This is a genomic window from Microcystis sp. CS-574 (assembly GCF_028329095.1).
Lineage (GTDB): Bacteria > Cyanobacteriota > Cyanobacteriia > Cyanobacteriales > Microcystaceae > Microcystis > Microcystis ichthyoblabe_A.
Window position 1 is genome coordinate 26,555 of sequence record NZ_JAQMSY010000208.1, and the last position, 22,615, is coordinate 49,169.

18 protein-coding genes and 1 tRNA gene are annotated in these 22,615 nt (G+C 44.7%); 16 read left to right on the plus strand and 3 right to left on the minus strand.

Translation table 11 applies throughout. The annotated features are described in order from the left end of the window. Window positions 1–39: 39 nt before the first annotated feature. From PN470_RS16685 to glgA, 6 genes are all read left to right on the plus strand, one after another. Entirely contained in the window at window positions 40–2,268 is a 2,229-nt protein-coding gene (locus PN470_RS16685) for a sensor histidine kinase (protein WP_016515025.1), read from the plus strand. A gap of 76 nt (window positions 2,269–2,344) precedes the next feature. Then, window positions 2,345–2,417 (plus strand) — tRNA-Phe (locus PN470_RS16690). Between the two features lie 440 nt (window positions 2,418–2,857). Continuing rightward, complete coding sequence (locus PN470_RS16695) at window positions 2,858–3,601, plus strand: HEAT repeat domain-containing protein (RefSeq protein ID WP_002791190.1); 744 nt, start codon at window positions 2,858–2,860, stop codon at window positions 3,599–3,601. Next, window positions 3,585–4,202: a flavin prenyltransferase UbiX gene (locus PN470_RS16700; protein WP_002734602.1), complete on the plus strand. Its 618-nt coding sequence runs from the start codon at window positions 3,585–3,587 to the stop codon at window positions 4,200–4,202. The genes PN470_RS16695 and PN470_RS16700 overlap by 17 nt, the downstream gene beginning before the upstream one ends. 405 nt (window positions 4,203–4,607) lie before the next feature. After that, on the plus strand, window positions 4,608–5,222 hold the full coding sequence (locus tag PN470_RS16705) for a hypothetical protein (RefSeq protein WP_103112869.1): 615 nt from the start codon (window positions 4,608–4,610) through the stop codon (window positions 5,220–5,222). Window positions 5,223–5,678: 456 nt separating this feature from the next. Beyond that, window positions 5,679–7,106 carry a glycogen synthase GlgA gene (gene glgA / locus PN470_RS16710; RefSeq protein ID WP_002741723.1) on the plus strand — a complete coding sequence of 476 codons (1,428 nt, stop codon included), beginning with the start codon at window positions 5,679–5,681 and terminating at the stop codon, window positions 7,104–7,106. A gap of 49 nt (window positions 7,107–7,155) precedes the next feature. Here the strand turns inward: glgA and PN470_RS16715 are convergent, their stop codons facing one another. After that, window positions 7,156–7,761, minus strand: coding sequence for a vWA domain-containing protein (locus PN470_RS16715; protein ID WP_002753340.1), 606 nt, complete (start codon window positions 7,759–7,761; stop codon window positions 7,156–7,158). 213 nt (window positions 7,762–7,974) lie between these two features. Between PN470_RS16715 and PN470_RS16720 the strand changes: the two genes are divergently transcribed. From PN470_RS16720 to PN470_RS16755, 8 genes are all read left to right on the plus strand, one after another. Next, entirely contained in the window at window positions 7,975–8,307 is a 333-nt protein-coding gene (locus PN470_RS16720; protein WP_002777289.1) for a TMEM165/GDT1 family protein, read from the plus strand. Window positions 8,308–8,379: 72 nt separating this feature from the next. After that, the gene (locus PN470_RS16725) at window positions 8,380–8,655 is read left to right on the plus strand and encodes a TMEM165/GDT1 family protein (protein ID WP_002732425.1); all 276 of its coding nucleotides are present in this window, start codon (window positions 8,380–8,382) and stop codon (window positions 8,653–8,655) included. Between the two features lie 432 nt (window positions 8,656–9,087). Beyond that, window positions 9,088–10,401, plus strand: a complete 1,314-nt coding sequence (gene urtA / locus PN470_RS16730) for an urea ABC transporter substrate-binding protein (RefSeq protein WP_271938521.1) — start codon at window positions 9,088–9,090, stop codon at window positions 10,399–10,401. Window positions 10,402–10,495: 94 nt separating this feature from the next. Next, the gene (locus PN470_RS16735) at window positions 10,496–11,692 is read left to right on the plus strand and encodes an ABC transporter permease subunit (RefSeq protein ID WP_272104831.1); all 1,197 of its coding nucleotides are present in this window, start codon (window positions 10,496–10,498) and stop codon (window positions 11,690–11,692) included. 3 nt (window positions 11,693–11,695) lie between these two features. Then, window positions 11,696–12,850 (plus strand): urea ABC transporter permease subunit UrtC, encoded by a 1,155-nt coding sequence (gene urtC / locus PN470_RS16740; protein ID WP_271938515.1) that lies wholly within the window; start codon window positions 11,696–11,698, stop codon window positions 12,848–12,850. 106 nt (window positions 12,851–12,956) lie between these two features. Further along, window positions 12,957–13,703 (plus strand): urea ABC transporter ATP-binding protein UrtD, encoded by a 747-nt coding sequence (gene urtD, locus PN470_RS16745; protein WP_052275869.1) that lies wholly within the window; start codon window positions 12,957–12,959, stop codon window positions 13,701–13,703. 38 nt (window positions 13,704–13,741) lie between these two features. Further along, on the plus strand, window positions 13,742–14,440 hold the full coding sequence (gene urtE / locus PN470_RS16750; RefSeq protein ID WP_002732163.1) for an urea ABC transporter ATP-binding subunit UrtE: 699 nt from the start codon (window positions 13,742–13,744) through the stop codon (window positions 14,438–14,440). Between the two features lie 21 nt (window positions 14,441–14,461). Continuing rightward, window positions 14,462–15,679, plus strand: coding sequence for an NAD(P)/FAD-dependent oxidoreductase (locus PN470_RS16755; protein WP_271938511.1), 1,218 nt, complete (start codon window positions 14,462–14,464; stop codon window positions 15,677–15,679). A 103-nt stretch (window positions 15,680–15,782) separates the two neighbouring features. On the opposite strand, the gene pckA is transcribed toward PN470_RS16755, so the two are convergent. Next, window positions 15,783–17,462 carry a phosphoenolpyruvate carboxykinase (ATP) gene (pckA, locus tag PN470_RS16760; protein ID WP_272104832.1) on the minus strand — a complete coding sequence of 560 codons (1,680 nt, stop codon included), beginning with the start codon at window positions 17,460–17,462 and terminating at the stop codon, window positions 15,783–15,785. 627 nt (window positions 17,463–18,089) lie between these two features. On the opposite strand from pckA, the gene PN470_RS16765 reads away from it, so the two are divergent. Beyond that, on the plus strand, window positions 18,090–19,466 hold the full coding sequence (locus tag PN470_RS16765) for a cobyrinate a,c-diamide synthase (protein WP_272104833.1): 1,377 nt from the start codon (window positions 18,090–18,092) through the stop codon (window positions 19,464–19,466). Window positions 19,467–19,738: 272 nt separating this feature from the next. On the opposite strand, the gene PN470_RS16770 is transcribed toward PN470_RS16765, so the two are convergent. Beyond that, complete coding sequence (locus PN470_RS16770; RefSeq protein ID WP_016517153.1) at window positions 19,739–20,125, minus strand: hypothetical protein; 387 nt, start codon at window positions 20,123–20,125, stop codon at window positions 19,739–19,741. Between the two features lie 387 nt (window positions 20,126–20,512). On the opposite strand from PN470_RS16770, the gene PN470_RS16775 reads away from it, so the two are divergent. Then, window positions 20,513–22,372 (plus strand): iron uptake porin, encoded by a 1,860-nt coding sequence (locus PN470_RS16775; RefSeq protein ID WP_016517154.1) that lies wholly within the window; start codon window positions 20,513–20,515, stop codon window positions 22,370–22,372. Window positions 22,373–22,615: the final 243 nt, after the last annotated feature.

Consider the following 22,615-nt stretch of genomic DNA (forward strand, 5'->3'; position numbering starts at 1 on the left):
TCGATCCAAATCCACCAATTAGCACAATGGGAGGCTCTTATGGAAAAGCAGCCATCAGAAACCGAGATCGAGCTAGATAAACAGCTAAAAGAGGAGTATTCCGAGCAGTTTCTGCGTAGTATATTTAATTCCGTGCAAGCGTCGATTTTTGTGGTGGACGTGCTGGAAAATAGAGATTTTCGCTATGTGGGAGCAAACCCCGTTCATGAACGCTGGACAGGATTGCGTTCATCAGAGATTAAAGGCAAAACTCCCGAACAAATTCTTCCCCCCGATGATGCGCGTAGTGTGCGGCAACACTATAGTGATTGTGTGCGTTACGGAACGACTATTTCCTACGAACAGTATTTACCTTTTCAAAATATACCCTACTGGTGGCTAACGACTTTAACACCCCTACGGGATAACAATGCGCGCATCTATCGTTTAGTGGGAACCAGTACCAATATCACCGAACGTAAACAGGCCGAAGAAGCTTTAAGATTACAAGCAGAACGGGAACAACTATTGGGGGTAATGCAGGAAAGAATCCGGCAATCGTTGGATCTTGATCGCATTTTGCAAAGAACCGTTAAAGAGGTGCGACAATTCCTCAACTGCGATCGAGTGTTAATTTATCGTTTATTCCCCGATCATAGTGGCATGATTGTGGTGGAATCCCATACTGCGAGGATTAATTCCGTCTTAGGAAACAGCATCGAGGATCCCTGTTTTAATTTATCCCCAGAACGTCTGGAAAATTATCGTCGTGGGAGAATTCAAGTTATTGAAAATGTTCATAATTCGGGACTTGATCCCTGTTATCGCAACTTACTCACCTCTTTGCAAGTACAGGCTAACTTGGTGGTGCCAATTATCTGCGATAACCAACTCTGGGGGTTACTAATTGCCCAAAATTGCCAAAAAACTCGCTCTTGGCAATCCCAAGAAATCGATCTCCTTAAACAATTAGCCATTCAAGTGGGAATTGCCATTCAACAAGCGGAACTGCACCAACGGGTAAAATGCTTGAATACTGCCTTAGAATCGGAGGTTCAGCAAAGAACCGCCGAATTGCAGATGACTTTGAAGTATGAAGCCTTAATCGGACGGATTACCGAAAAAATTCGCGATAGTCTCGATGAAAATCATATTCTGCAAACCACCACTAGGGAATTAGTGCAGGTTTTACCCGCAGAACGGGCCCAAATTGAGCTTTACAATCCCAGTCGCAGCCAAGCTACTATTGTCCACGAATATACCACTCAAGAGCTTATCTGTCAGGGAATTAGCCGTCAAATTAGCGATTTTCCTGAAATCTATCAACCGCTGCTGCACAAACAAATTTTACAATTTGTTGATCGTCTTCCCCTTGGCAATCCGCAAATCTGTCGTGTTAACCGTTGCGCTTGTCCTATCTTTGACGATCAGGGTTTTTTGGGCAATATTTGGCTAATTCGGCCAGCTAATCAGATTTTTAACTCCTTAGAAACTAATTTGATTCAACATATTGCCACCGAATGTGCGATCGCTATTCGCCAGGCGCGACTTTACGAATCTTCCCAAGCACAAGTGAGGGAATTAGAAAAACTGGAAAGATTAAAAAGCGAATTCCTGAAAACCCTTTCCCATGAACTGCGAACCCCGATCACCAGCATCCGTCTAGCGGTGGAAACCCTAGAAAGTCTCCTAGAATATCAAGGGATCAAGATCGATCCAGAGGATTCGATCGGTCAACTGTTGCAAATTCTTAACATTGAATGTCAGCGTCAGAGTAAGTTAGTTAATGATCTGTTAACTTTAACCTATCTGGATGCGGAAAGCGAACCTCCGGCGATCGAAACAATCGACTTACTTTCTTGGCTACCCTTATTAGTGGAACCTTTTCGCACTCTCACCCGCGAGCGACAACAGCAGTTAATTTTAGATATAGATGGGGATATACCGGAGATTAACAGCAATCTTTGTGATATCGAACGCATCATAGCGGAATTACTGACCAATGCTTCTAAATATACCCCAGAACAAGGGATAATTAGGGTAAATGTCTGGCGTGCAGACGAGCAAATATTAATTAATGTGAGCAATTCAGGAGTAGAAATCCCTCCAGAGGAATTATCAAGAATATTTGCTCCTTTTTATCGCATTCCTCACCACGATCCCTGGCGCTACAGTGGCACCGGTTTAGGTTTAGCTTTAGTCCACAAACTGATTAAACCCCTGAATGCCACCATCGATGTCACCAGTGCCAACGCTGTCACCACTTTTACCCTCACCCTGCCAATCTAGTCGAGCAGAAAACTTTTTAGAAAAAAACCTTGCAATTATTTCGAGGGCGTGCTATATTGAGAAAGGACTAAAAAAAGCCGAGATAGCTCAGTTGGTAGAGCAGAGGACTGAAAATCCTCGTGTCCGCGGTTCAAATCCGCGTCTTGGCATCGGAAAAACGCTAGAATTTGCCCTGTATTTACTTTCTAATCTGCTAGGTTTTGTAAATGCAGCTGACTCTCTTAGGTTTGGTGGGTAAAATGTATTCTAAGATACAGTATTGCGGGCGAACGACTGGAACGAACCACTCCAGACACAAAGGACACAAAGATTGATCGCTACTATATCAGTTAAACTTATCACACAAAGAATAAGAGAGCCTGCAGCCTTTCTCGTCAAGATGAAGTGTAACCTAATTTGGTAAGCTAAAAGCTTTGATGTACTTAGTTTCTGACCTTGTTTTTAGGTGGGAGAATTGCCAGATTCTTTCTTTTGCCTGTTGCCTGTTGCCTCTTGCCTATCTTCACTAGGAAATTAATTTTGCACGACTACTTACTTTTTGATTTTGGGCTTGACGTGAGCGGTCACGGATTAAGATAATCTAACAAGTATGTACGACAATGAAATCCTAGACTCTAGCAATTCCTTAAATAATCCTCTCGATGGGAGCGATCCGGATCAAGCAGCGGAAATCCCTCCCGATCCCGAGGAAATGCTCTTATTGCTTACTTCTGCTCATGTTAGCGAGAGAATGATCGCCGCTCGCGCCTTTTGTGAATTGCGGGACGAAAGAGCGATCGCCCCCTTACTAGAGATGTTAAACGATGTCTGTCCCCTGGTGCGTGTCAGTGTCGCCTACGCTTTGGGACGAAATCCCAGTCTTAGCTCTGTGGCTCCCTTAATCGATTTACTGGCCAGGGATTGGAATGGTTACGTCAGAAAAGGGGTAGTTTGGGCCCTGGGTAACTGTGGCGATCGCAGAGCGATCGAGCCTTTGGTTCATGCTCTCAAAACTGATATTTCGGCGGTGCGATTATGGGCCGCCAGTAGTTTGGCCCAGATTGCCAAGGTCAATTATGAAGATATCATCACTGTGTTGCCGCCTTTAATTGAAGGATTGCGCCGGGATTTAATCGCAGCGGTGCGGAGTAATTGCGCTTGGTCGATCGGTCAATTATGCCGAGAATTGCCCTTCAATGTGATTTATGCCACGGCGATCGATGCTTTGATCGAGGCCTTGGTGGAAGACGAGGATTTAGGTGTCAAGGAAGATGCGAGAGGTGCTTTATTAAAAGTGGGCGACCCAAGAGGATTACAATTGATCGAGGAATTAGAGCTTGAAGGAATTATCTAAACCGCTAATTTTGGGCGTTACGGGAGCATCAGGGCTGATTTATGCCGTGCGTACCCTCAAATATCTACTTTTAGCCGACTACACGATCGATCTAGTGGCCTCCAGATCAGCTTACACCGTCTGGCAAGCAGAAGATAATATTCGGATGCCGCCAGAACCGGAGCTGCAAGAACAATTTTGGCGCAGTCAATGCGGGGTGATGGAGGGGGGAAAATTACGCTGTCATCGTTGGGGTGATGTGGGGGCAACGATCGCCAGTGGTTCCTATCGCACCCTTGGTATGGTAATTATTCCCTGTAGCATGAGTACAGTGGCCAAATTAGCGGGGGGATTAAGTTCCGATTTGCTAGAAAGAGCGGCCGATGTGCAGATTAAGGAGGGCAGAAAATTGGTTTTAGTACCGCGAGAAACCCCTTTTAGTTTAATTCATCTGCGTAATTTAACTACTTTGGCCGAGGCGGGCGTTAGAATCGTGCCAGCAATACCGGCATGGTATCATCATCCCCAATCGATCGAGGATTTGGTCGATTTTGTCATCGCTCGTACTCTCGATCAGTTAGATATCGATTGTGTGACAATTAATCGCTGGCAAGGACATTAACAGTTATCAGTGATCAGTTATCAGTTATCAGTGGATAGTGGACAGTGGTTAGTGGTTAGTGGGAAAGCATCTCATTTATGCAAGTGAGTAATTATACTTATCCATAAAACTGGTTTCTAGCAAGACTTTCAAAATAGCTTGACATAAAAACCTGATTTAGGGGTTACAAAGGTGAGATGCTCCCGTGGTTAGTTAGTGGTTAGGGACCTGCGCTTTGATAATGTACCTTTTGGGCGAACGCAGTTCGCCCCTACATTGTGGACAAAATCCGTTACTGTAGGGGCGCAAAGCTTGCGCCCTCCGATCGATTGGGATATTATTCCCACGCAAGTCCCTTAGTGATTGATCACTGATCACTGTTTACTGATCACTGTTTACTGAATCACTGAATTAAGGGAGGTAAAAATGGGCTGGATTATGGTCTTATTTGCGATCGCTGTAGGCGGATTACTGATCTGGCAGAATCTGGGGGTGATCACTTTGGTCTTTTTTGGCGGTATTATGACGGTAAAACTGCCCCTAGCTGTCTGGGTGTTACTTTTCACCCTAGCGGGAATTATCAGTGGTTTAACCCTGCAATTTCTCTATAGTTTTGGTCGTCCTTTGGCTGCCCCAAAAGCCTCCCCTCGTATAGCGAATAATCCTACAGTACCACCGCCATCTCCCCGACCTACCTATATTCAAGATACTGCTCCGTCTGCACGGGGTAACGATTGGGAAAGAGATAGCGGTGATGATTGGAATTTTGATACACCCCCCGAAAAACCGACGACCATTCAGGATCGGGAAGAATTTTCGTCTAGGCTTGCAGATGAGGAAAAAGCAAATTTTGTCAAGCCTCTTAGTGACAGTTCTCGAACCGGCTCGGTTTATTCCTATAGTTACCGCACAGCCAAACAGACTCGCGGGGAAAAAGCCGATCAAGTGTACGATGTCAATTATCGGATTATTACGCCCCCCGCCCAAGATCAAAACGAAGATCGGGAGGTAAACAAAGGGGATGAAGAGGAGTGGATTTAACTTTGACAGAGACAGAACCGGTGCTGATCAGCTAAAATTTGCTAAAAAGGCGGTAAAAAGAGCCTAAAAAACTTAATAATGCCCAAAACAGCTAATTGGGGCTTGCTCAATAAATCTAAAAACCTTGTTGGGTAAGACTTTTAGACTTTTTGGAAACCAAAAAGTACCAGATCTGGGAGTGATCGGGTGGAAAATTCAGGTACTTTTTCCCTGAAAATTAGGTAATTGACCAGATGAAAATCGCTAAAACCCTACACCCTACACCCCACACCCCACACCCCACACCCTGCCCCCACCGAAAAACTTTTTGCCGCAAACCCTGATTATGTCCCTTGTTGGCCCTCTGGTTAGTTAAAGAAAAATCTCGGCTAATCCGATAATACCTGCTGGCAAATCCTGCTAGGGGGGGTTTATCTGTTAAAATTTCTTGTCGTCGTCAAGTGAAGCGGGAAGAGTATGCGAATTCTATTTGTGGGTGCCGAGGCCGCTCCAATTGCCAAAGTTGGGGGAATGGGGGACGTAATTGGGGCATTACCGAAAGTCTTGCGTCAGCTAGGTCATGATGTGCGGATTTTTCTACCTTACTACGGTTTTCTTCAGGAAAAAATGGACATCCCTTCCGAACCCATTTGGTCAGGATTCGCCATGTTTCAGGATTTTTCAGTCTATGAAACGGTTTTACCCGATACAGATATTCCTCTCTACCTCTTTGGTCATCTAGCTTTCTCTGGACGCAGTATCTACGGAGGCGAAGATGAGGCCTGGCGATTTACCCTTTTTGCCAATGGTGCGGCGGAATTCGCTTGGAATTACTGGAAACCACAAGTTATTCACTGTCATGATTGGCATACGGGCATGATTCCCGTCTGGATGCACCAAGACCCCGATATTAGTACCGTTTTTACGATCCATAATCTCGCCTACCAGGGTCCTTGGCGCGAAGCATTAGAAAAAATGACTTGGTGTCCTTGGTATATGCAGGGCGATAATACCATGGCCGCGGCGGTTCAATTTGCCAATCGCGTCACGACTGTCTCTCCCACCTATGCCCGTCAAATACAGACCCCCATTTATGGCGAAAATTTAGAGGGATTATTGTCCTATATTTCCGGCAATCTGGTGGGCATTGTCAACGGCATCGATACGGAGGTGTATAACCCGGCTAAAGATGTTTATCTTAAGCAGAATTTTACCCCAGAAACCATCGAAAAACGTCTGGCTAATAAAATTGCCCTGCAAGAAGAAGTGGGGCTACAGGTCAGCAGAAATGCCTTTGTCATGGGGATGGTGACGCGTTTGGTAGAACAAAAAGGTATTGATCTAGTGATGCAAATTTTAGATCGCTTTCTCACCTATACTGATGCTCAATTGATTATTTTAGGTACAGGCGATCGCTATTATGAAACCCAACTATGGGAGATGACTTCCCGTTTCCGGGGGCGAATGTCCCTGCATCTTCTCTATAGTGATGCTCTTTCCCGTCGCATCTATGGGGGGGCCGATGCTTTGTTAATGCCTTCCCGTTTTGAACCCTGTGGCATTTCCCAATTAATGGCCATGCGTTACGGTTGTATTCCCATGGTACGCCGCACCGGTGGTTTAGTCGATACGGTGTCTTTCCACGACCCAATTCAGGAAAGAGGAACAGGATTTAGTTTCGATCGCTATGAACCTTTAGACCTGTTTACCTGTATGATCCGGACTTGGGAAAGTTTCCGTTATAAACAGGATTGGCAAAAACTACAGCAACGGGCAATGACTCAAGATTTTAGTTGGTATAAATCCGCTTTGGAATATCTCAAAATCTACAAACAAATCACCGGACAATCCGATCAATTATCCGATGAAGAAAAAGATAAATTTGTCGCCCTGACTAGCAGTTAAATCCTCCTTGATTAGGGGTGAAGATATATCACCCCTACTCCGGTAGAAATTAATCGGTAATGGCGTTGAGAAGAACTTCCGCTAGGGTCATATCTTCCATATCATCGATAGTAATTGTGTCAACAATATCGAATTTGGCCCCCGCCGATTCTAGTTGATCGTCTAAAGCTTTGAGAAATTCTGTCGCTTGTCGATCATGGCCTACTTGAATCAGAGAAATGGCTAATTCTTCATCCCTATCGAGTTTTCGAGAAGCTTCGATAATTTGACGCATCACCGCTTTGCGATCATCTGGTTCTCCGTCGGTAATCACCAGAATAGTTTCTCCGTTGGGTTTAGTTTTGCCGGCAGTTTTGCGCTGAAAATAATTATCGAGGGCATCTTGGAGAACAGCTGCTAGGTCTGTCCTCCCCATGGGTTCATTTTCTTGATAAATTTGTGTCACCTTATCGGAAGTAACATTATCATAGCGTCGGAAACGTCCGGAAAAAAGATAGATAGTGATGCCGTCGGGATCGAATTCCTCGCACTTTCTAGCCAAGGCGAGGGTGGATTCTTGGGCAATTTGCCAACGGGTTTTCTCGCTGGGTTTATCAGCAGTGGACATACTGCCACTTTTGTCAATAATCAGAGTATAATCTCTGTTTTCTACCATAGGGGCTATACCTCCAAGCAATTTGCGCTCGTCCTAGTCTAATAATTATTAAACTCTAGGATGGAAACTCTACCTCGATCGACTAGGGTTTTTTAACTATTGGGGGAAGGAGACAGCGTAATCAACAGCAGAAACTATCGCCAGAAAACCGGTCGGGCTAAAATGAAAAAAGTATGAAAATTATTGCTTAACCCGATATTGTTAAATTAGCCGATGAGTGATAGCAAATCGATCGCCTCAACCGAGAAAAAGCCAGATCAGCCACCTTCTTGGAGTTTTTGGACGGTGTTTAGTTCCACCTTCCTAACCATATTTTTTGCTGAAATCGGCGATAAAACTCAATTAGCCACCCTTTTGATCAGCGCCGAATCCCAATCCCCCTGGGTGGTTTTTGCCGGGGCAGCCACCGCTTTAATCGCTACCAGTCTCCTCGGTGTCCTGATCGGTTATTGGATTGCGCGTCGTCTTTCCCCCAAAACCTTAGATATCGGTGTCGCTATTCTTCTCCTTTTGATCACTGGTTTACTGATCGGCGATATTCTCTAAGCAATCAGTGATCAGTGTGACTGTTTACTGTTTACTGTTCACTGAAAAAAGCTTCCCATCTCCCTAGAATTTATGAATTGGCAATTATTCGGACTGACATTTATCACGGTTTTTTTGGCAGAAATAGGCGATAAAAGTCAATTAGTAGCGATCGCTCTCGGTGGCAGTTCCAAATCACCCAAAGCTGTCTTTTTTGGCTCAATTACCGCCTTAATCTGCACCAGTTTCTTAGGAGTCCTGGCGGGGGGCAGTATGGCGCAGTTATTCCCCGCTAAGATATTAAAAGCGATAGCGGCCATTGGTTTTGCTCTGCTTGCTGTCCGGCTGCTTTGGCCAGATTCGGATTGATAATTGGGTTGGGCTGAATATTACTGGAAGCCTTACTAAAAAACGGTTTTGCGACCTTTTCCAAGCACGCGAGGCCATTCTGTTATTATGACACTAAATCCGGTTATTAAAGACTGATTATCTATTCCCTCTTTTGCCTTTTGCCTCTTGCCTTTTGCCTATCCTCATAACTAGCCTATACTCAACAGATTTAGTATGACTCCCTCCTGATAGCTAAAAAACTGAGGCAAATTCCAGAAAAATAATTAATTTTTTGGAAAAAAGTAGCTAAACTTACAAAAAATATCCAAAAAGTAGCGAAAATCACAAAAAATCTGCTAACCTAGCCGTAATATCACACAGATATTTGTAGAAAGATTCCCGAAAATCTCCTCAGCAAAAACGTCCGTGTGAAGTAGCTAATATTGTCAGCGAGGTTAGTTCAAGATCATCATGTCAAATTTAGGACGACGTAAATTTCTCCTGTACGGTTCTGCCACTTTGGGAACCAGTATTCTGTTAAAAGCTTGTGGTGGACAAAACCAAACCCCCACGGCTAGTCCTAGCCCAGCTGCTAGTCCCGCCCCGGCTTCTGGAGAGACGATTAAGGTGGGTATTCTGCACTCCCTCAGTGGCACCATGGCCATCAGTGAGACCAGCGTGGTTGATGCGGAAAAACTGGCGATCGAGGAAATCAATGCCGCCGGTGGTGTTCTTGGTAAACAGATCGAGGCAGTGGTGGAAGATGGCGCTTCCGATTGGCCAACTTTTGCCGAAAAAGCCACCAAACTGATCGATCAGGACAAAGTTGTGACTGTCTTCGGTTGTTGGACTTCCGCCAGTCGTAAGGCGGTTTTACCCGTGTTTGAAGCCAAAAACCATATGCTCTGGTATCCTGTCCAGTACGAGGGTCAAGAGTGTTCTAGAAATATCTTCTACACTGGGGCTGCCCCCAACCAACAGATCGAGCCGGCAGTCACTTGGTTGCTGGAAAACAAAGGGAAAAAATTCTTCCTCGTCGGTTCCGACTACGTTTTTCCCCGCACCGCCAACACGATTATTAAAGAGCAGTTAAAGGCGAAAGGCGGCGAAACCGTGGGCGAAGACTACCTACCCCTAGGTAACACGGAAGTTACCCCGATTATCACCAAAATTAAGCAAGCTTTACCCGATGGTGGCGTTATTTTCAACACCCTCAACGGTGACAGTAACGTGGCTTTCTTTAAACAACTGCAAGCGGCCGGTTTAACTCCCGATAAATATCCGGTCATGTCGGTGAGTGTTGCCGAGGAAGAAGTTAAACAAATCGGTAAGGAATATCTCCTCGGTCAGTACGCTTGTTGGAACTATTTCCAAACCGTAGATACCCCCGCTAACAAAAAATTTGTTGAGGCTTTTCGAGCTAAATTCGGTCCCGATCGCGTCACTAACGACCCCATGGAAGCGGCCTATATTATGGTCTATCTCTGGAAGCAAGCGGTGGAACAAGCGGCAACCGCCGATGATCTCGACAAAGTTCGCGCCGCCGCCGTGGGACAAAAATTCGATGCTCCCGAAGGACCGGTGGAAATGTTCCCCAATCATCATATCTCCAAAACCGTCCGCATTGGTCAGGTGAGAGATGATGGTCTATTTGACATCGTTTGGTCAACTCCGGGGGTAGTGGATCCGCAACCTTGGAACCAATTTGTCCCCGAAACTAAGGGCTTTGCCTGTGACTGGACGGATCCGGCTAAGGGCGGTAAGTTCAAAATGGAAAAATCCTAGTTTTAGGAATTTTTCCAGACAGTAACGAGAGTGAGGTGGGCATTACTGCTCACCCCACTTTTTAAAGCTTAAAGATGCAGGGGAATAACGAAAAGTGTCAGCATTATTGGAAGGATTGTTTAATGGTATTAGCATCGGTTCTGTGCTATTGCTGGCCGCTTTAGGACTAGCGATTGTCTTTGGACTGATGGGGGTGATTAATCTCGCTCACGGTGAGTTAATGATGTTAGGGGCTTATACTACTTTTGTGGTGCAGAATATCTTTAAAGGTTTTGAAGATATTTATATTTTAAATGTCTTTCAAGCTTTCCGTATTTCTCTCTTTGATACTTATGTTTTATTCGCCCTACCGATCGCTTTTTTAGTGTCGGGATTGGCGGGATTATTATTAGAAAGGGGGGTGATTAGGTTCCTCTACGGCAGACCCCTAGAAACGCTGCTGGCCACTTGGGGAGTCAGCTTAATTCTGCAGCAATTTGTCAGAAGTGTCAACGGGTTATTAGTAATTAGTTTAATAGTTTTCTGTCTGTTATTTTTTGGGGCGATGACGGTGTTAAGTCGTCGCCTAGATTGGGAGAGAATTCGCAATTTAGCTATTGGTATCACCCTGCCTTTATCCCTAGCTATCGCTGGATTATTAGGCTATCTTTTATCTTTTAATCCGGTTCTCGCTCGACCCTGGTTTAGTGCCAGAAACGTCGATGTCACGGCTCCTGCCTGGTTACGGGGAGGTTTACCTTTACCCGGTTTTCAAATGCCCTACACCCGTCTATTTATTATCATTTTAACTGGCCTTTGTTTGTTAGGGACTTATTGGTTTTTAAATAAATCTTCTTGGGGTTTACGCATTCGTGCCGTCACCCAAAATCGCCAGATGAGTGCCTGTTTAGGCATTCCGACAAATCAAGTGGATGCTTTGACTTTTGCCCTCGGTTCGGGATTAGCTGGAGTTGCCGGTTGTGCGATTAGTTTTTTGGGTTCCGTCGGTCCAAACGTGGGACAAAATTATATCGTTGATACCTTCATGGTAGTGGTGGTGGGGGGAGTGGGTAATCTCCTGGGAACTATTATCGCGGCTATGGCGATCGGTGTGGCTAATTATTTAATTGGTTCGGGAACTTTTGCTCTGATTTTTGGTTCCGTAGAAGCCCTAAAACCCTTAACGGATTTCTTCACCTTTTTCTCCACCACTAGCATGGCAAAAGTGATGATTTTTGCTTTAATTATTGCTTTCTTGCAATTCAAACCTGCGGGAATTTTTCCTCCTAAAGGACGTACTGCCGAGTTATAGATTATGATTACCGAAACCATCACTAGAAACGAATCCCGACAACGGGAAAAGAAAAAGTTAATCACGGAAATCGCTGTTATTGTTGGTTTAGTGGTCATCTTTGCGGTGTTACTGCCCTTAGCTTTGTCGGCTTTCCGCTTGCGTTTATTGGGGCGATTTCTTTCCCTCGCTATTGTTGCTTTGGGGATAGATTTAATCTGGGGTTATACGGGTTTATTAAGTCTTGGTCATGGCATCTTTTTTGCCCTCGGTGGTTACGCTTTGGCCATGTACCTAAATCTTCAGTTACCCCCCGGACAAATGCCCGAATTTTTTACTCTCTACGGGGTGACAGAATTACCTTTTATTTGGCAACCTTTTTATTCCCTACCTTTGACAATTCTAGCCCTAATTATCGTACCAGCGATCGTGGCAGGATTATTGGGTTATTTAATCTTCCGCAACCGCATTAAAGGGGTTTATTTTTCGATTTTAACCCAAGCGGCTTTACTGGTATTTTTTAACTTTTTTAACGGCCAACAAAAGTTAATTAACGGCACTAATGGCTTAAAAACCGATACCCAAACAATTTTCGGGTTGCTGGTGGGTTCCGATGCCGTTCAAGTGGCCTTTTATTTACTCACAATTGTCTGTTTACTTGCTATTTATCTCCTCTGTCGTTGGTTAACTACAGGCAGATTTGGGCGCTTGTTAGTCGCCATTCGCGATGATGAGGTGCGTGTCCGTTTTTCTGGTTATGATCCTACTTGGTTTAAGGTGTTAGTTTTTGCCATTTCTGGGGCGATTGCCGGTGTTGCCGGCGCCCTTTATACCGTGCAAACGGGAATTATCACTCCTAACTCTATGGATGTGGCTTTTTCCATTGAAATGGTGATTTGGGTGGCTGTGGGGGGACGTGCTACCCTCGTGGGGGCAGTTATCGGTACTTTATTAGTACGCCTAGCCCAAACTTTTTTAAGCGAACAATTTCCGGAAGTCTGGGTATTTTTCCAAGGGGCCCTATTCCTAATTGTGGTGACAGTGCTTCCCGATGGTCTTCTCGGTGGAATTAAACGTTTGCTGACTCATTTTGGTTTCCGCAAAACTTTAATTACCTATCCTAGTATTGAGGAAGCTCCGGAAGTGCAACTGGAAAGAGAAGAATTAGAGCATAAGTGATCTTAGCTATCAGTTATCAGTTATCAGTTATCAGATGTGAGTTTTCAGTTCACTGATTACTGCTGACTGTTCACTGAAAATACTTCCCAATTCCCTCTTAGAAATTATGACTGGAAAAATCTTAGAAATCGAGAATCTTACCGTTAGTTTTGGGGGTTTTAAAGCTCTCAATAATCTTAATTTCAGTATGGATACGGGAGAATTGCGGGTGATTATCGGTCCCAATGGTGCGGGAAAAACCACTTTTTTAGATGTGATTACGGGGAAAGTGCAACCCACCATCGGACGGGTATTATTTAAAGGTCGAGATCTCCGCAAAATTCCCGAATTTGCGATCGCTCGTTTAGGTATTGGTCGCAAATTCCAAACTCCTAGGGTATATTTAAATCTAACTGTCCGAGAAAATCTCGATTTAGTTAGTAATCGCAATAAAAATGTTTTCTCAACTCTTTTCGGTCGTCCTCCGCTAGAAGATAGCAGAAAAGTTATTGGTTTATTGGAAATTATCGGGTTAACTGCTAAAGCTGATTTATCCGCTTCTTTACTTTCCCACGGCGAAAAACAACGCTTAGAAATTGGTCAATTAGTGGCCCAGTCACCAGATTTACTGCTAGTAGATGAACCCGTGGCAGGATTAACCGATGAGGAAACGGAAAACGTGGGTAATTTGTTATTAAATCTAGCGGAAAGTCATTCGATTATTGTCATTGAACACGATATGGAATTTGTCCGTCAAATTGCCCGCAAAGTCACGGTTTTACACCAAGGAACTGTTCTCTGTGAGGGGAATATGGAGCAAATTCAAAATGATCCGAAAGTTATTGAAGTTTATCTAGGTTCCTCGGAAGAATAAAGAGTAAAATGATTAAAATTAGTTAAAAAGGGTTGACAATGTTACACATATCTGATCTCAATGTTTACTACGGAGAAAGTCATATTTTAAGAGATGTTGATCTTAACATTAATGCGGGAGAAATGGTCTGTTTAATTGGACGTAATGGCGTGGGTAAAACTACCCTATTAAAAACCTTGATGGGTATCTTAAAACCGCGAGCGGGAACAATTAATTATGAGCAAGAAAACCTGATTAATAAAACCTCAGATCAAAGAGCCAGATTAGGACTGGGTTATGTGCCGCAGGGTAGGGATATTATTCCCCGTTTAACGGTAAAAGAGAATTTAATTCTCGGTTTGGAAGCTTTACCCACAAAAAGAAAAAATGCCACAATTCCCGAAGAAATCTTCGATTTATTTCCCGTTTTAAAAACCATGTTATCGCGGATGGGAGGAGATTTAAGCGGTGGACAACAACAGCAATTAGCCATCGCTCGCGCCTTAGTGGGGGAACCAAAATTATTAATTTTAGATGAACCCACGGAAGGAATTCAACCGTCAATTATTCTCGAAATTGAAGCGGCGGTGCGGCGTATTGTTGCCAGCAAAGGAATTGCCGTTTTATTAGTAGAACAACACCTGCATTTTGTCCGCCAAGCTGATCGATATTATGCCATGCAGAAAGGGGGAATTGTTGCTTCCGGTTTCACGAGCGAATTAAGTCAAGAAGTCATTCAGCGATTTTTGGCGGTTTAAACTTAACTTTTTCCTTGATATATGACTCAAATAGTCGTAATTGGTGGCGGGGCAGCGGGATTTTTTGGCGCAATTAAAGCGGCAGAATCTAACCCCAAAGCTGGCGTTACTATCCTAGAAGCGGCAAAAGAACCTCTGGCGAAAGTGCGGATTTCGGGAGGGGGACGCTGTAATGTCACCCATCATTGTTTTGATGTTTCCCAATTGGTTAATTATTATCCTCGCGGTGGCAAAGCACTACGGGGAGCTTTTAGTCGTTTTCAACCCCAAGATACTATTAAATGGTTTGAATTGCGGGGGGTAAAACTCAAAACAGAAGCGGATGGGCGAATGTTTCCCAGCACCGATAATTCTGAAACTATTGTTAATTGTCTGCGGGAAAGTGCGACTTTTGCTGGGGTTAATTTAAGGCTAAATTCCCCAGTTAAATCGGTAAAAAAACAGCAAGAAAGTTTTTTGATTGAATTAAAAAGAGATGAGCAAATTAGGGCAGATAAGCTTTTAATTGCTACGGGAAGTAGTCCTTTTGGTTATCGCACCGCTCAAGATTTAGGTCATTCTTTAGTCTCTCCTGTCCCTTCTTTATTTACCTTTCAAATTGCCGATGCTCGTCTGAAAGATTTGTTAGGGGTTGCTGTGGATAAAGTGCGAGTTCGTCTTGGGGGAAGTAAATTAGAACAAATCGGACCTTTATTAATTACCCATTGGGGAGTTAGTGGCCCGGCTATTTTAAAACTTTCTGCTTGGGGAGCGCGGGTGCTTCACGAGCAGCATTACCGAATGCCTTTAATAATTAATTGGTTAGGGGATTATCATCCTGAAAAATTGCGAGAAATTATCTTACAAACTAAAAGTGAATATCCCAAAAGAAAACTTTTTAATTATTGTCCCTTTGAACAGTTACCTAAGCGTCTTTGGCAGAGTTTATTAAGTTACTTGACTGTTAACTCGGAAACTCCCTGGGCAGAATTATCTAAAAATACTCTCAATCGATTAATGATTGAATTACAGCAAGGGGAATATCAAATCAAAGGAAAAGGGGTGTTTAAGGAGGAATTTGTCACCGCTGGGGGAGTGAATCTTCAGGAAGTGGATTTTAAAACTATGGAAAGTAAAATCTGTCCGGGGTTATATTTTGCCGGGGAGGTACTAGATATCGATGCAGTTACGGGGGGATTTAATTTTCAAAGCGCTTGGACCACTGGTTATCTCGCCGGACAAGCTATGGGTAATAGATAGCAGTATTGCTGGTGTATTAGGCTGCCCCAATACACCCGACGGCAATTAAACTGCGAGAAAATCTCACTTTAACTGATAGTTGATAACCGATTCCTTGATGCTGTTATTCCCAAATTGGACCGGCTGCAATGATTTCTTGGGAGGCAGTGGTAAATTGACGGAAATTTTCCACGAAACGATGGGCTAATTCTCGCGCCTGTAGGTCGTAGGATTCGCCATCTTGCCATGCTTGTCGCGGGTCGAGGATTTTTTTGGGAACTCCTGGGACAATTTCGGGGACGAGAACTTGAAAGATGGGATGAGGATGGAAAACTACTTCCTCTAAATCGCCATTTAAAGCGGCGGAAACCATAGCGCGGGTGTGTTTGATCGAAATGCGATCGCCGACTCCGTAGGGACCGCCGGACCAACCAGTATTAATCAGATAAACGGAGGTTTCGGGGTGTTGTTCTAAACGTTCCCCTAACATTTGGGCATAGACGAGGGGTGAGAGGGGGAAGAAACATTGACCGAAACAACTGGAAAAAGTCACCTGTGGGGCTGTGATTCCCCGTTCCGTTCCCGCTAATTTGCTAGTATAGCCGGAGAGGAAATGATACATCGCCTGGTTCGTGGTTAATTTGGCGATTGGTGGCAGTACCCCAAAAGCATCGGCAGTTAAGAAGATAATAGTTTTCGGGTGGGTTCCCATGCCAGATACGGCACAATTAGGGATATAACGCAGGGGATAGGCGGCGCGGGTGTTTTCGGTCAAACGTCCATCATCGTAGTCGGGAAGGCGATTATCGGGGGAAAGGATCACGTTTTCGAGAATAGTGCCAAATTGAATCGCCGCCCAGATTTGGGGTTCGTATTCGGCACTTAAACGGATGGTTTTAGCATAACAACCGCCTTCAAAGTTAAAAATGCCGTCTTCTGACCAACCGTGTTCATCATCACCGATGAGGCTGCGTTTAGGATCGGCGGAAAGGGTGGTTTTACCCGTACCGGAGAGACCGAAAAAGAGGGCTGTATGACCGTGTTTATCGATGTTAGCGGCACCGTGCATCGGTAAAACCCCTTGTTTGGTCATCAGGTAGTTCATCATCGAGAAGACGGATTTTTTGATTTCGCCAGCGTAGCGAGTGCCACCGATGAGAACGATTTTTTTTGCCAGGTTGAGGACGATAAAGGCTTCGCTGTTCAGGTCGTCATCCTCGGGATCTCCCTGTAACCCCGGCAGGGCAATCACGGTAAAATCAGTTTGATGGGCAGCTAGTTCGATCGCACTGGGCCGGAGGAATAACTGATGGGCAAAGAGGTTATGATAGGCGATTTCGGTGACAACGCGCACGCCAAAGCGACAATTAGGATCGGACCCGACGTAACCATCGAAGATATATAGGTCTTTTCCCTGCACATAGGCGAGGACTTTTCGGTATAACTGCTGGAATTTTTCCTCGCTAATCGGGGCGTTATGCTGATTCCAGTCGATTTCCTTTTCGCTGGTGGTTTCTTTGACAATGAATTTATCTTTGGGGGAACGACCGGTATATTTACCCGTTTCCACCACTAAAGCCCCATTATCGGCTAAAACGCCCTCATGATGTTCGATCGCCTGTTCGACTAATTGCGGTACGGAAAGATTGCGATAAACGCGACCGAGATTTTTCATGCCTAGGTTTTCGAGGCCGTAGGTGGGATGAATTTGATTTTCTAATTCGTAGTGGAAATTGACATTCTCCATGCGATCGGACAAGGAACAAGAGATACTATCATTGGTCAGCGTGTGTAGAGTCGGCATAACCCCAATTCTCCTGATAATTCAGTTGTCGGTTTAGAGGTAAGTTCTAGGTCTCTGATTAGTGCAGTTATAGGAACTAGAAAACCCTCGTTCTCTGTCTTTTTCACTCCCAGACACCTAAGAAGCTATATTGATTAGTTTATCTGACGATATTTCCCTGATTAATCTGGTCTCTCGCTGTCGGTAAAGCCAACTTTAGAGCGGAATTGAGGCTTATTTGCGTATTTACCCTTCATCTCCCAGTCAGGGTTTGTACCTTTTCTCTCTTGCCGATCTAACTGCTTTTTCTAGATATTTTTAGTCTAGCTGTACAATAGGATGCAGACGATGTTTTTTTTACAAAAGTTAACAGCTACACAAAATTGGTCAGCTAATCTAGAAGTTATCTTAATTGTCAGGTAGGAAGTCTCTGGTTTTGGGGAACGTCAGAACAATAGCTGGTTGTCTAGAGATGATGACAATGATCCTAAACGTGGTCAAATCGATTTCGCCGCTAATAAAAAAAGTCGATTGACACAGGAACCAGTTAGCGGCCAAAATTGACCCTATTAGCCGTTGGCAAGCCTTAGAATTGATTGTGTAACAGGTTAATTAAGTCTAGCTCGATCTCGAAAAAAACAACTAATAATGATCATCGCAGGAGAAAGAAGCGGAGTCGGTAAAACGACGATTACTCTGGCAATCTTGGCCTATTTAATCAGTCGTGGCGATCGAGTGCAATCTTTTAAAGTCGGGCCCGATTATATCGATCCCATGTTCCATACTCATTTTACCGGTCGCCCCTGTCGCAATCTCGATCCGGTTTTAACTTCTGAAGACTATGTAAAAACCTGTTTTGCCCAACATTGTCAAAATGTCGATTATGCTCTGATTGAAGGGGTAATGGGGCTATTTGATGGTATTCAATTAAGCGATACTCAATTTCCCGATTATGCCAGTACCGCCCATATTGCCCGTATTTTAGGGCTTCCTCTGCTGTTAGTTATCGATTGTAGTCGTTTATCTACCTCTGTCGCCGCTATTGTCCGCGGTTATCAATCTTTAGACAAAAATCTCCATCTAGCCGGAGTTATCCTCAATCGGGTTGGTAGCGATCGCCACCTGCAATTACTGCAAACCGCCCTAGAATCCATCAATATGCCGATTGTCGGGGTTTTGCGTCGTCAAGATTCCCTGACAATTCCTGATCGCCATCTAGGATTAGTTCCCAGGGATGAACTAGGAGAAATCAGGGAACTGCAAGATCAACTGGCCTCTATTGCCCAAAACTGCTTTAATTGGGACATTCTCTTGCCTTTACTGACTATTTCTCCCCAAGAGAACCCGAAAAATCCCCCAGGAGCAAATAAGCTTTTTCCCCCTATCCGTATCGGTATTGCCAGAGATAAGGCTTTTAACTTTTATTACCCCGATAATCTCGATATTTTGGCCAATTTAGGTGCAGAATTAATCTTTTGGAGTCCCCTGCAAGGAGCAAATTTGCCCGAAAACCTGCAAGGATTGTACTTTGGTGGCGGTTTTCCCGAAATCTTTGCCCCGGAATTAGCCGCTAACACCCCCGTCTTAACTCAGGTGAGAAAAGCGATCGCATCTGGAATTCCCACCTACGCCGAATGTGGCGGATTAATGTATTTATGTGACAAAATAGTTGATTTTGAGCAAAAAAATCATTCTATGTTGCAAATAATCCCCCAATCTGCTATAATGTCTCCGAAGTTAACCCTAGGTTATCGACAAGCCATCGCCCAACAGGAGACGATCCTGCTCAAAGCAGGTCAACCAGTGCGCGGCCATGAATTCCATCGCTCCCAATTAAGCGGGGTGAGCGACGCACCGATTTATCAACTGCAAGCATTCCCCAAAAGTGACATCAATGGCGAAGGGTGGCAAGGTAAGAATCTGCACGCTTCCTATCTCCACCTACATTTTGGGGCTAATCTGGGCCTGCCGAAAAAATTTTTAGCTGCCGGCCTTGATTTTTTCCGAACAGCTGCGTTAAGCTAGTTGCAGACAAATTTAATAATCAATCCGTTCAGGGATACAGGAGGTGATGTCGATGGTAGAAAGTAGTAAAAGCATGGGTCTCCTAATCGACAATAGCCGGCTGTGCGCCGGGGCTGTTCTCTAGACCCCCACGTCTAAACAAGATTTAGACTAGCTGGAGTTCCTTCCGGCAGTCTGGTGTCGATTCCGATGACCCGCTACACCGCCCTTACCGAGCAATTGGTAAGGGCGGATAGTTTTTCAGGGTTTCTCGTCATCTCTTCACTTTAACTCTACGGGCGCAAACTAACCCAGCGCCGCTTCTGGTTGGGGGACACCGTTTTAACGCCTGTCACCGAGATAATATCATTGGCCAAATTGTCCGCCATCATGGGAATTAATCGATTTATATTATTTCTATAAGCTTTTGTCCAGAATTCGGAGAGTTTCTCTCGCGCCTCCTCATTGACGTAGATAGTTTTATCTGGCGTAATCAATACCATTGCCACGTGACCGGAGTTTTCCGTGATGGCAAAGACAAACTGATCACGGTCGGACTTGAGGCCTTTGTACCAGTAGTCTAGGTGTTCTTCTAATTCGTATTCATAAAGAGCGCGTTCCATCTTGCCATCTTCTAGCAAGGCTTTACGCAGTGTATTGGCTATCTTTCTTTTTTTCATGGTTTTGTCTCTGTTTTTATCGGCGTTAAGTTTTGCCCATTAGACATCACTCCATATTAAGAGTGCCACTACAGAAATCATCAATTAACCTGACGACAACTCAGTTCAGTCGTCGTTATCAAAATTACAGAACCTTGCCCGACTCGTCTAAATGAGGCTGTTATTTGAGCTTAAGTCTTCTCTCTGTAAGGATTTTAACCTACTTTAGTTTTTGTTTAAGTACCGTTAGGATCAACAGGGTGGCCACTTTGTCAACCGGTCAAGGGAAAAAATGAGATCGCATCTTTCCCTAAGCAATCAAATCGTGTATAATGGCAAAAGAATAGTAAGGCTATATGCGTGATCAAACTGTGTAGTCAACCTATAAGGTGTGAGGAAAAAACCATCATGTTAAGAATGTTCTGGAAATCATTGCTGGTTAGCCCAGCGATTTTAGGGGCTACCCTAGTAGCTTCCGCTAATGCTAGTAGCTTCGATCCCGTCAAATCTACCAGTGTTTCTACCGAATTTAACAATCTAGAAATCGCTCAAGTTCAGAACACCGGTGCAGGAACTGGCGAACTACTCAATCAGATCGAACAGTACGGTAACGAAGGACAGTCCGTACCCGTGGAAGGCAATACCATCGATCAAGTCACCAGCGTTAACCAACTGCGGGATGTTTCCCCCACCGCCTGGGCCTATGAAGCCCTAAGAAGCCTTGTGGAGCGCTATGGTTGTATTGTTGGTTATCCCGATCGCACCTTCCGGGGTGACCGAGCTTTAACCCGTTGGGAGTTTGCGGCTGGTTTAAACGCTTGCTTAAACGTGATGGAACGTTTAATTCAAGATGGTGTCAACGTCCTCAAGGAAGACTTAGACGCTCTCAAGCGCTTGATGGACGAGTTCCAAGCTGAATTAGCAGCCTTGGGAGCTAGAGTTGATAACTTAGAAAGCCGGGTGTCTTTCCTCGAAAATAATCAATTCTCCACCACCACCAAATTAGCTGGGGAAGTCATCTTCGCTGTCACCGATACGGTTGGTGCTGGTAGCCCCGCATCCCAGGCCGCCATGCAATACCGCGCTCGTTTAGTTTTAAACACGAGCTTCACCGGTCAGGACGTACTGAAAACTCGTTTAGCGGCGGGTAGTGCCACTCCCTTCGGATTTGATTACAAATCGACCACCACACTACAAAATGGTGATCCCGCTTCCGTCAGATTCGATAATCTGCAAAGCCCTTCCCTGTTCCAAACTTGGACCGCTGCGGGTAACGGTAGCGATGTGGTTCTTGACTGGTTGGCCTACTACACCCCGATTGACTTAGGTTATTTTGGTCGCTTCAATACCTATGTTGCCGCTTGGGGCGGTATTTGGAATGACTTCGTTCCCACCACTAATCCCTTCTTTGAAGACTTCGACGGTGGTAATGGTGCGCTATCTACCTTCGCTTCTGAAAACCCCATCTATCGTATCGGTGGTGGTTCTGGGGCTGGTGTTAGCCTACAGTTAGGCTTCCTCCAAAGCATTGTCGGTCCGACCTCCCTATCCTTGGGTTACTTAGCCGGTGGTGGTGGCTCTAGTTCTGCGGCCAATCCTAACCCGGGTAATGGTCTCTTTAACGGGGATTACGCCGCTTTAGCACAGATTAACGCTAACCTCTTTAACTTCCTCAACGTCGGCTTCACCTACGTTAATGCCTACCAAGGTGCCGATACCGCCATCTTCGGTAACGGTGGTTCCTTCGGTGTGACGGGAAGTTCCGCCGCTAACCTTTCCCAAACTCAGTTAAATACCCTGCTCAACGTCAACGGCAACCCTCCTGGAGACGTAACCCTACAGGATGAAGTCGGTTTCTTCAACTTCGGAGCCAAAGTATCCAATAGCTACGGTTTAACCGGTGCGGTAGATATTGGTTTCGCCAGCTTGAGTGCCTTCGGTTCCTACTCCACCGTGCGCTTACTCGGTCTCGGTGATGCGGAAGTGTGGACCTACGGTGCTGGTATTGCCTTCCCCGACTTAGGTAAAGAAGGAAATATCTTAGGTCTGTTTGCTGGTGCGCAGCCCTACATTGGTCACTTAAGCTTCCGGGAAATGGGTCTGAAAGTATCTAACATTGTTCCCTACCACGTTGAATTGTTCTACAAGTACCAAGTCACCGACAATATTTCTATCACCCCCGGTGTCATCTGGATTTCTGCACCTGAACAGTTCAAAGGCACTGGTAACGAGTGGATTGGCACCCTTCGCGGAACCTTTACCTTCTAGGATTTCCTAAATTAAACCCGAAACCCCACCCATGGTGGGGTTTTGTTTTAGGCAAATAAGAGACTTCCAGAGAATAAAATACCCAACAAAAAAATAGAAAAGTGTTTTTTTGAAAAAGTAATTATTTTTGTCTAGGAAAACAAAGAGTCTTCCATTACAACCTATTTTTCCGAAAAAATAGGCAGCATAAACTTTTATACTTCCGAGCTTTTTCGAGTATAAAAAGGACAAGTTAAAGAATCA